The organism is Inquilinus limosus, assembly GCF_002195995.1.
GTDB classification, from domain to species: domain Bacteria; phylum Pseudomonadota; class Alphaproteobacteria; order DSM-16000; family Inquilinaceae; genus Inquilinus; species Inquilinus limosus_C.
Genome location: NZ_NHON01000151.1, coordinates 1 through 10,294, shown reverse-complemented (window position 1 = coordinate 10,294; position 10,294 = coordinate 1). Strand labels below are relative to the sequence as shown.

General features: G+C 72.4%; 2 protein-coding genes and 1 pseudogene. All 3 read left to right on the top strand.

The annotated features are described in order from the left end of the window. Positions 1–230 precede the first annotated feature (230 nt). Positions 231–2,123, top strand: a pseudogene (locus BWR60_RS38480) (condensation domain-containing protein); the annotation flags it as partial. 109 nt (positions 2,124–2,232) lie between these two features. After that, entirely contained in the window at positions 2,233–3,612 is a 1,380-nt protein-coding gene (locus tag BWR60_RS34320; RefSeq protein WP_088157552.1) for an amino acid adenylation domain-containing protein, read from the top strand. Next, on the top strand, positions 3,609–10,294 hold a 6,686-nt coding region (locus tag BWR60_RS34315), incomplete at its 3' end, for a non-ribosomal peptide synthetase (RefSeq protein ID WP_088157550.1). The genes BWR60_RS34320 and BWR60_RS34315, both read left to right, overlap by 4 nt.

The following is a 10,294-nucleotide window of genomic DNA, read 5'->3' as shown; positions in this document are numbered from 1 at the left end:
CGCTGGGGCTGACCTGGCTGTACAGCGCCGCCCGGCACGATGCCGGGACCATCGAGGCTCTGAGTCGGGCCTTCGCCGCCGAGCTGGAAGCACTGGTTGAGCTGTGCAGCGCGCCGGGAGCGGGCGGGCTGACGCCGTCGGACGTGCCCCTGGCCGGGCTGAGCCAGGCGGAGCTGGACGCCCTGCCGGTGCCGGCCCATGAGGTCGAGGACCTGTACCCGCTGTCGCCGATGCAGCAGGGGATGCTGTTCCACAGCCTGCAGGCGCCAGAGCTGTATGTGACGCAGATCCGGGTGGATGTGGACGGGCTGGACGCCGGCCGCTTCGCCCGGGCGTGGGAGGTGGCGGTGGAGAGCCACGCCATCCTGCGCACCGGCTTCCTGGGCCAGGAGGACCGGCCGCTGCAGCTGGTGCGTCGGCGGGTGCCGTCGCCGGTGGAGCGGCTGGACTGGCGCACTAAGCCGGACCTGGACCAAGCCTTGACCGAGCTTGCCGCATCGGACCGGTCGCGGGGCTTCGACCTGGCGGCGGCGCCGCTGCTGCGGGTGCTCTTGGTGCGGACGGGTGAGGACCGGCACCGGCTGATCCTGACCAGCCACCACCTGCTCTTGGACGGCTGGAGCACGTCGCGGCTGATCGGCGAGGTGCTGACGCGCTACCGCGGCACGGCGCCGGCGCTGCCGGCGGGGCGGTACCGGGACTACATCGCCTGGCTGGGCCGTCGGGACCAGGCGGCGGATGAGCGCTTCTGGCGGGAGCGGCTGTCGGGTGTGGAGGAGCCGACGCTGCTGGCCTCGGCGCTGCCGGCGCCGGAGGTGCAGCCNCTGCCGGCGGGGCGGTACCGGGACTACATCGCCTGGCTGGGCCGTCGGGACCAGGCGGCGGATGAGCGCTTCTGGCGGGAGCGGCTGTCGGGTGTGGAGGAGCCGACGCTGCTGGCCTCGGCGCTGCCGGCGCCGGAGGTGCAGCCGGGGCATGACAGCCGGAAGCTGCGGCTGGACACGGTGGCGACGGAAGCCCTGAAGGCGTTCGCGCGTCGCGAGCATGTGACGCTGAACACGGTGGTGCAGGGGGCGTGGGCGCTGCTGTTGTCGCGGATCACGGGACAGCGGCGGGTGGTGTTCGGGTCGACGGTGTCGGGGCGTCCGGCGGAGCTGCGGGATGCCGAGGCGCTGCTGGGTCTGTTCATCAACACCCTGCCGGTGGCGCCGGCCTTGGACCCGGCCAAGCGGGTCGGCGACTGGCTGCGGGCGCTGCAGGCGGAGAATGCGGCGCTTCGGGAGCATGAGCACACGCCGCTCTACGAGATCCAGGGCTGGGCCGGGCAGGGCGGCCGCTCGCTGTTCGACACCCTCCTGGTGTTCGAGAACTATCCCGTCGACCTTGCCTTGCGGGACCGTGATGCCGGCGGCTTGCGCTTCGGCACGGTCTCCAATCTCGAGACCACCAACTACGCCCTGACCCTGACGGTGCAGGCGGGCGGCGACATCGAGATCGGCTGGAGCTGGCGGTGCGACGCCTTCGACCAGGAGCGGATCGAGCGGCTGATGCGCCGGTTCGAGGCGCTGCTGCTGCGGATTGCCGATGATGCGCCGCCGCCGCTGGGCCGCATCGCTCTGCCGACGCAGGAAGATCATCAGCGCCTTTCGGGCTGGAACGCGACGGATGTGTCGTATGAGGCGGTGCCGACCGTGCTGTCGCTGATCGGGCGGCAGGCGCGGGCGACGCCGGAGGCGGAGGCATTGGTGTTCGGCGCCGAGCGGCTGAGCTATGCCGAGCTGGATCGCCGGACCAGCCGGCTGGCCCAGGCGCTGGCGGCGCGCGGCGTGGGTCCCGACGTGCTGGTCGGGGTGGCGGCGGAGCGTTCGGTGGCGATGGTTCTGGCGCTGCTCGGCGTCGCCAAGGCGGGCGGGGCGTATCTGCCGCTCGACCCCGAGCATCCGCGCGACCGCCTGGCCGGCACCATCGCCGAGACCGGGCTGAGACTGGTTCTGGCCCAGGGACATCTCGCCGACCGGCTGCCGCAGATGGACGGCGTCGAGATCATCGCGATCGAAGGCTGGGATCTGTCCGGGTACTCGGACGAGGCGCCGGTGGTCGACTGGCATCCGGAGGGGCTGGCCTACTGCATCACCACCTCCGGCTCGACGGGCAAGCCGAAGGCGGTGGGCAACAGCCACAAGGGTCGCGATCGAAGGCTGGGATCTGTCCGGGTACTCGGACGAGGCGCCGGTGGTCGACTGGCATCCGGAGGGGCTGGCCTACTGCATCACCACCTCCGGCTCGACGGGCAAGCCGAAGGCGGTGGGCAACAGCCACAAGGGCCTGCTGAATCGTCTGCAATGGATGCAGGCGGAATACGGCATCGGTCCGGGGGACCGGGTGCTGCAGAAGACGCCCTACGGCTTCGACGTGTCGGTGTGGGAGTTCTTCTGGCCGTTGATGACCGGAGCCTGCCTGGTGGTGGCGGAGCCGGGGGCGCATCGCGATCCGGAAGCGCTGGGCCGCATCATCCGGGATGAGGGCATCACGACGCTGCACTTCGTGCCGTCGATGCTGGGGGCGTTCGCGGCGTCTGGAGAACTGCCCCGCTGCACCAGCCTGAGGCGGATCATCTGCAGCGGCGAGGCCTTGCCGCGGGAGCTGCAGGACGAGGTGCTGCAGCAGACCCCGGCTAGGCTGTACAATCTGTACGGCCCGACCGAGGCGGCGATCGATGTCACCTTCTGGGCCTGTCGTGCGGAGGAGGGGCAGCGCAGCGTGCCGATCGGGCATGCGATCGCCAACACCCGGATCCACATTCTCGATGCCGACCTGAACCCGGTGCCGGAGGGTGTGTCTGGGGAGCTGTACATCGCGGGCGTGAACCTGGCGCGGGGGTATCTCGGCCGCCCGGACCTGACGGCGGACCGGTTCGTGCCGGATCCCGACGGTCCGACCGGCAGCCGGATGTACCGGTCGGGCGACCTTGTGCGGCGTCGCTTCGATGGCGCGATCGAGTATCTCGGCCGTCTGGACCACCAGGTGAAGCTGAGGGGCCTGCGGATCGAGCTGGGCGAGATCGAGGCCGGCTTGCGCTCCTATCCCGGCGTCCGGGACGCGGTGGTGTTGCTGCGCGAGGGCCGACTGGTCGGCTACGTCGCCGGCGACGTCCAGCCCGACGAAGCGGCGCTGAAGCAGCACCTGTCGGCGCTGGTGCCGGACTACATGGTGCCGTCGCGCATCGTGCCTCTCGCGGCCCTGCCGCTCTCGGTCAACGGCAAGCTCGACCGCAAGGCCTTGCCGGAGCCGGATTGGGAGAGTGAGAGCCGGGCCGAGCCGGAGGGCGAGACCGAGCAGGCCATCGCCCAAATCTGGATGGACGTCCTCGGTCTCACCCGCATCTCCCGCCATGACGACTTCTTCGCCCTCGGCGGCCATTCGCTGATGGCGACCCGGGTGGCGTCGCGGCTGCGCCAGGCCCTGGCGGTGGAGCTGCCGCTGGCGGCGCTGTTCGAGAGCCGCACCATCGCCGGCCTGGCCGCGCTGATCGATCGACACGGCCGCGGCGACGCCGCGGCGGAACTGGATGCGATGTCCGATCTCCTGGACGCGCTGGAGCTGCCCGAATGAACGACATGACCGTGCCGCCGGCCGACCCGATGCGCGCGATCGCCGAGCGTGTCGCTGCCCTGCCGGCCGACAAGCGCCGGCAGTTCCTGGCGCAGCTCGATGCCAAGGGCATCAGCGCCCAGCGCCTGCCGATCGTGCCGGCGCCGCGCGACGGCGACCTGCCGCTGTCGCACGCCCAGCGCCGCCTCTGGCTGCTGTCGCGGCTGGAGCCGGAGAGCGCGGCCTACCACATCACCGGCGGCCTGCGCCTGTCGGGCGACCTCGACGAGACCGCGCTGCAGGCGGCGTTGGGCGGGCTGGTCGCGCGGCACGAGGCGCTGCGCACCGTCTTCCCCGAGGCCGAGGGCGAGCCGCGACAGCGCATCCTGCCGCCGGCGCCGGTGGACCTTGCCCGGATCAACCTGTCGAACGGGGCGCAGGCACTCGACGAGGTCTCGGCGAACGAAGCGCGCCGGACCTTCGACCTGGCGGCCGGGCCGCTGCTGCGCGCCACGCTGGTCACGCTGGCGGCGGATGAGCATGTGCTGCTGCTGACCTTGCATCACATCGTCGCCGATGGCTGGTCGCTCGACCTGCTGGTCGAGGATCTGGCCCGCGGCTACGACGACCACCGGTCGGGCCGGCCGCAGGCCTCGGCGGGGGCGATCCAGTATGCGGATTACGCCGTCTGGCAGCGGCAGCTGATGGAGGCCGGCGAGGGCGAGCGGCTGCTCGCCTCCTGGCTCGACCGGCTCGGCCCGGCGCAGCCGGTGCTGGAACTGCCGGCCGACCGGCCGCGGCCGAGCGAGCCGGGCTGGCGCGGCGACACCGTCGCCTTCGATCTGCCGGACGACCTCTCCGCAGCGCTGCGGGCCCTGGCGCAGCAGCAGGGCTCGACCCTGTTCATGGTGCTGCTCGCCGGCTTCTCCGCGCTGCTGCGGCGGCTCGGCGGGCAGGACGAGCTGCGCGTCGGCATCCCCGTCGCCAACCGCCAGCGCCAGGATGTCGAGGCGGTGGTCGGCTGCTTCGTCAACACCCAGGTGCTGCCGGTTGCGGTCGATGGCCGGGCGGATTTCCGGTCGCTGCTGGCGGCGGTGCGTGACACGGCACTGGCCGCCCAGTCGCATCAGGCGCTGCCCTTCGAGCGGCTGGTCGAAGCGCTGAACCCCGAACGCAGCCTCAGCCGCAACCCGCTGTTCCAGGTGATGATGCAGCATGGCCCGCGCCGCGGCACGGCCGGGCTTCGTCTCGGCGACGTGCGAGCCGAGATCCTGGCGCGGCCCGGCGGCAGCGCCCAGTTCGACCTCAGCCTGACCACGGCGGAGGACGAGGCCGGGCGGATCTCCGCCGAGCTGACCTACGCCGCCGAGCTGTTCGACCGGGCGACGGTGGAGCGCTGGCGCGACCATTTCCTCCGGCTGCTGCAGCAGGCCGCGGCGCATCCCGACCGGCTGCTGGCGCGGCTGGACCTCCAGACCGATGCGGACCGGCAGCGCCTTTCGGGGTGGAACGCGACGGACGTGTCGTATGAGGCGGTGCCGACCGTGCTGTCGCTGATCGAGCGTCAGTCGCGGGCGACGCCGGCGGCGGAAGCTCTGGTGTTCGGCGCCGAGCGGCTGAGCTATGCCGAGCTGGACCGCCGGACCAGCCGGCTGGCCCAGGCGCTGGCGGCGCGCGGCGTCGGCCCGGACGTTCTGGTCGGGGTGGCGGCGGAGCGGTCGGTGGAGATGGTGCTGGCGCTGCTCGGCATCGCCAAGGCGGGCGGGGCCTACCTGCCGCTCGACCCCGAGCATCCGCGCGAGCGCCTGGCTGGCACCATCGCCGAGACCGGGCTGAGACTGGTGCTGGCCCAGGAACACCTCGCCGACCGGCTGCCGCAGTTGGACGGTGTCGAGGTCGTTGCCATCGAGGGCTGGGACCTGTCCGGCTTTGCCGATGCGGCACCGGCTGTCGACTGGCATCCGGAGGGGCTGGCCTACTGCATCACCACGTCGGGTTCGACGGGCAAGCCGAAGGCGGTGGGCAACAGCCACAAGGGGCTGTTGAACCGGCTGCAATGGATGCAGGCGGAATACGGCATCGGTCCGGGAGACCGGGTGCTGCAGAAGACACCCTATGGCTTCGACGTGTCGGTGTGGGAGTTCTTCTGGCCGCTGATGACCGGAGCCTGCCTGGTGATGGCGGAGCCGGGGGCGCATCGCGATCCGGAAGCGCTGGGCCGCATCATCCGGGACGAGGGGATCACGACGCTGCACTTCGTGCCGTCGATGCTGGGGGCGTTCGCGGTGTCTGGAGAACTGCCCCGCTGCACCAGCCTGAGGCGGATCATCTGCAGCGGCGAGGCCTTGCCGCGGGAGCTGCAGGACGAGGTGCTGCAGCAGACCCCGGCTAGGCTGCACAATCTGTACGGCCCGACCGAGGCGGCGATCGATGTCACCTTCTGGGCCTGCCGTGCGGAGGAGGGGCAGCGCAGCGTGCCGATCGGGCATGCCATCGCCAACACCCGGATCCATGTGCTGGACGGCGACCTGAACCCGGTGCCGGAGGGTGTGGCCGGGGAGCTGTACATCGCCGGGGTGAATCTGGCGCGGGGGTATCTCGGCCGCCCGGACCTGACGGCGGACCGGTTCGTGCCGGATCCCACCGGTCCGACCGGCAGCCGGATGTACCGGTCGGGCGATCTGGTGCGGCGGCGTGGGGACGGGGCGATCGAGTATCTCGGCCGCCTGGACCACCAGGTGAAGCTGCGGGGGCTGCGGATCGAGCTGGGGGAGATCGAGGCGGGGTTGCGGTCGTATCCCGGCGTCCGGGATGCGGTGGCGGTGCTGCGCGAGGGCCATCTGGTCGGCTACGTCACCAGCGACGCCCAGCCCGACGAAGCGGCGCTGAAGCGGCACCTGTCGGCGCTTGTGCCGGAGTACATGGTGCCGTCGCGGCTGTTGTGGCTGGAACATCTGCCGCTATCCGCCAACGGCAAGCTGGACCGCAAGGCCTTGCCGGAGCCCGAGTGGGAGAGCAGGAGCGGGGCTGAGCCCGAGGGTGAGACGGAGCGGGCGCTGGCGGGGATCTGGTCGGAGGTCCTGGGCCTGCGGGCGGTGGGGCGAGACGACAATTTCTTCGACCGCGGCGGCGACTCCATCCTGTCGCTGCAGGTCATCGCCCGGGCCCGGCGGCAGGGGCTGGTCCTGACGCTGCGCGATACCTTCCAGCACCAGACCGTCCGGGCCCTGGCCGCGGCGGCGCGCCGGGCGACGACGACGGCTGTGCAGGCGCCGGTCGCCGAGGTCCGAAGGTCAGGGCGCCTGACGCCGTCGGACCTGCCGCTGGCCGGGCTGAGCCAGGCGCAGATCGACGCGCTGCCGATCCCGGCCGCGGAGATCGCCGACGCCTACCCGCTGTCGCCGCTGCAGCAGGGGCTGCTGTTCCACGCCCTGCACGCGACCGAGGCGGGGCTCTACGTCAACCAGGTGCTGGCGACCTTCGACGGGCCGCTCGATGCCGGCCGCTTCACCCGGGCCTGGGAAGCCGCGATCGAGCGGCACGACATCCTGCGCACCGGCTTCCTGTGGGATGGCGGCCTGGCCACGCCGCTGCAGCTGGTGCGGCGTGGCGTGCCTGTGCCGGTCGAGATCCGCGACGGCCGTGGCCTCGACGAGCCGGGGATAGCCGAGATCGCCCGCTGGGAACGCGAGCGCGGCTTCGACCTGTCGGCGCCGCCGCTGATGCGGGTGCTGCTGCTGCGGGTGGCGGAGGGCCGGCATCGCCTGATCTGGACCTTCCACCACATCCTGATGGATGGCTGGAGCACGGCGCGGCTGATCGGCGAGGTGCTGTCGCAGTATCACGGCGCGGCGCCGGCCGCCGGGCCGGGCCGCTATCGCGACCATATCGCTTGGCTGGCCGGCCGCGACGTGGCGACGGACGAGACGTTCTGGCGCGGCCAGCTGGCCCGGCTGGATGCGCCGACCCGCCTCGCCGACGCGTTGCCGGCCCCGGCGGAGAAGGCCGACGGGCACGGCGTCCTCGCCACCCGCCGCGATGCCGATCGCACCGCCCGGCTGACCGCCTTCTGCCGCCGCCAGCGCATCACCCTCAACACCCTGGTGCAGGGTGCCTGGTCGCTGCTGCTGTCGCGCTACACCGGCCAGCCCGGCGTCGCCTTCGGCGCCACCGTCGCCGGCCGTCCCGCCGAGCTGCCGGGCGCCGAGACCCTGCTGGGCCTGTTCATCAACACCCTGCCGGTGATCCAGCAGCCGGACCCCGAGGCCCGGGTCGGCGACTGGCTGCGCCGCGTGCAGGACGTGATGGTGGCGCTGCGTGAGCACGAGCACACGCCGCTCGCCGACATCCAGCGCTGGGGCGGGCAGGGCGGCCTGTTCGACACGCTGCTGGTGTTCGAGAACTACCCGATCGACCGCGCCGCCCGCGCCGGTGGCGACCTGGTCGTATCGGCGGCGGAGACGGTGGAGGCGACGCATTACCCGCTGTCGCTGGCGGTCCAGGCCGGCGACACGCTCGACATCGCCTATGGCTATCGCCGCGACTCCTTCGCGCCGGCGCAGGTCGAGGCGCTGGCCCGCCATCTCGACACGCTGCTCGACCGCCTGGCCGGGAACGAGGAAGCCGCCCTCGGCTCCCTGTCGCTGCTGGCGGAGGCGGATGTCGCGCAGATCACGGCCTGGCAGGCCGAACCCTACGAGGCCGAGCCGTATCGCTCGGTGCAGGACTGGATCGCCCATTGGGCGTCGGCGGATCCGGGCCGGACGGCGGTGATCTTCGGCGACCGCGAGGTCAACCGGGGCGAGCTGGACCGGCGGGCCAACCACCTGGCGCACCGGCTGGTCGCGGCCGGAATCGGGCCGGATGTGCTGGTCGGCGTGGTGCTGGAGCGGTCGGTGGAGCTGCTGGTGACACTGCTGGCGGTGCTGAAGGCGGGCGGGGCCTATGTGCCGCTGGCGCCGGACGCGCCGGCGGCGCGGCTGGCCGAGGTGGCGGCCGACAGCGGGCTGCGCCTGGTGCTGACCCAGGCCTCGCTGGCGGGGCGGCTGCCGGGGGGGCTGGATCACATCCTGGTCGAGGCGGAGGCCGGCGAGGCCGAGGCGGGGCCGGCGGTGGCGTTGCACCCGGAGAATCTCGCCTATGTGATCTACACCTCGGGGTCGACCGGCAAGCCCAAGGGCGTCGCCGTCGCCCATGGCCCGCTGGCCATGCACTGCCGGGTGACCGCGTCGCTCTACGACATGGACGAGCGCTCGCGCGAATTCCACTTCATCGCCTTCAGCTTCGACGGCGCGCATGAGCGCTGGCTCACGGCCTTGACCTGCGGGGCCAGCCTGGTGCTGCGCGACGAGAGCCTGTGGCCGGCGGAGAAGACGCTGGCGGCGATCGGCCGCCACGGCGTCACCAATGCCGGCTTCCCGCCGGTCTACATCAACGAGATGGCCGCCTGGGCCGAGCAGTCCGGCGACTGCCCGCCGGTCGATCTCTATTCCTTCGGCGGCGAGGCGATGCCGGCGGCGGGCTACGACCGGGTGCGCCGGGCGCTGCGGCCGCGGGCGCTGATCAACGGCTACGGCCCGACCGAGGCGGTGGTGACGCCGCTGGTGTGGAAGGGGCTGGCCGATACCGCCTGCGAAGGCGCCTATGTGCCGATCGGGCGGCCGGTCGGCGACCGCCGGGCCTATGTGCTGGACGGCCGGCTGCAGCCGGTGCCGGTCGGCGTGGCGGGCGAGCTCTATATCGGCGGCTCCGGCCTGGCCCGGGGCTATGTCGGCCGCTCCGACCTGACGGCGGAGCGCTTCGTGCCGGACCCGTATGGCGAACCGGGCGGCCGGATGTACCGCACCGGCGACGTGGTGCGGTGGCGGCCGGATGGAGCGGTCGAGTATCTCGGCCGGGCCGATCACCAGGTGAAGATCCGCGGCTACCGGATCGAGCCGGGCGAGGTCGAGGCGCGGCTGCTGTCGCACCCCGCGGTGCGCGGCGCGGTGGTTTCGGCGGTGGCATCGCCGGGCGGCAGGCGGCTGGTGGCGCATGTCGCGGCGCCGGAGGGCGGCCATGGCCTCGAGGCCGAGCTGAAGGCACATCTGGCGGATCAGTTGCCGGACTACATGGTGCCGTCGCGCATCCTGGTGTTGCCGGCGCTGCCGCTGCTGCCGACCGGCAAGCTGGACCGGAAGGCTTTGCCGGAGCCGGAATGGGAGAGCGGGAGCGGGGCGGAGCCGGAGGGCGAGGCGGAGCAGGCGCTGGCCGGGATCTGGTCGGAGGTCCTGGGCCTGGTCGCGGTGGGGCGAGACGACAATTTCTTCGAGCTGGGCGGGGATTCGATCCTGTCGCTGCAGGTGGTGTCGCGAGCGCGTCGCGCGGGTCTGGTGCTGACGCCGCGGCAGCTGTTCGAGCATCAGACGGTGCGAGGCCTGGCGGCGGTGGCCGGCCACGAGGCGGTTGCGGTCACACAGGACACGGCGACGGGCGAGGCGCCGCTGCTGCCGATCCAGCGCTGGTTCTTCGGGACGGAGATCCCGGGGCGGCAGCACTGGAACCAGTCGGTGCTGTTGGCGCCGCGAGAGCGGCTGCAGGCCGAGGCGCTGCGCCGGGCCCTGGCGGCGGTGGTGGAGCACCACGATGCGCTGCGTCTGCGCTTCGTGGAGGGCGCGGACGGCGCCTGGACCCAGGCCTATGCCGGACCGCTGGAGCAGGACTG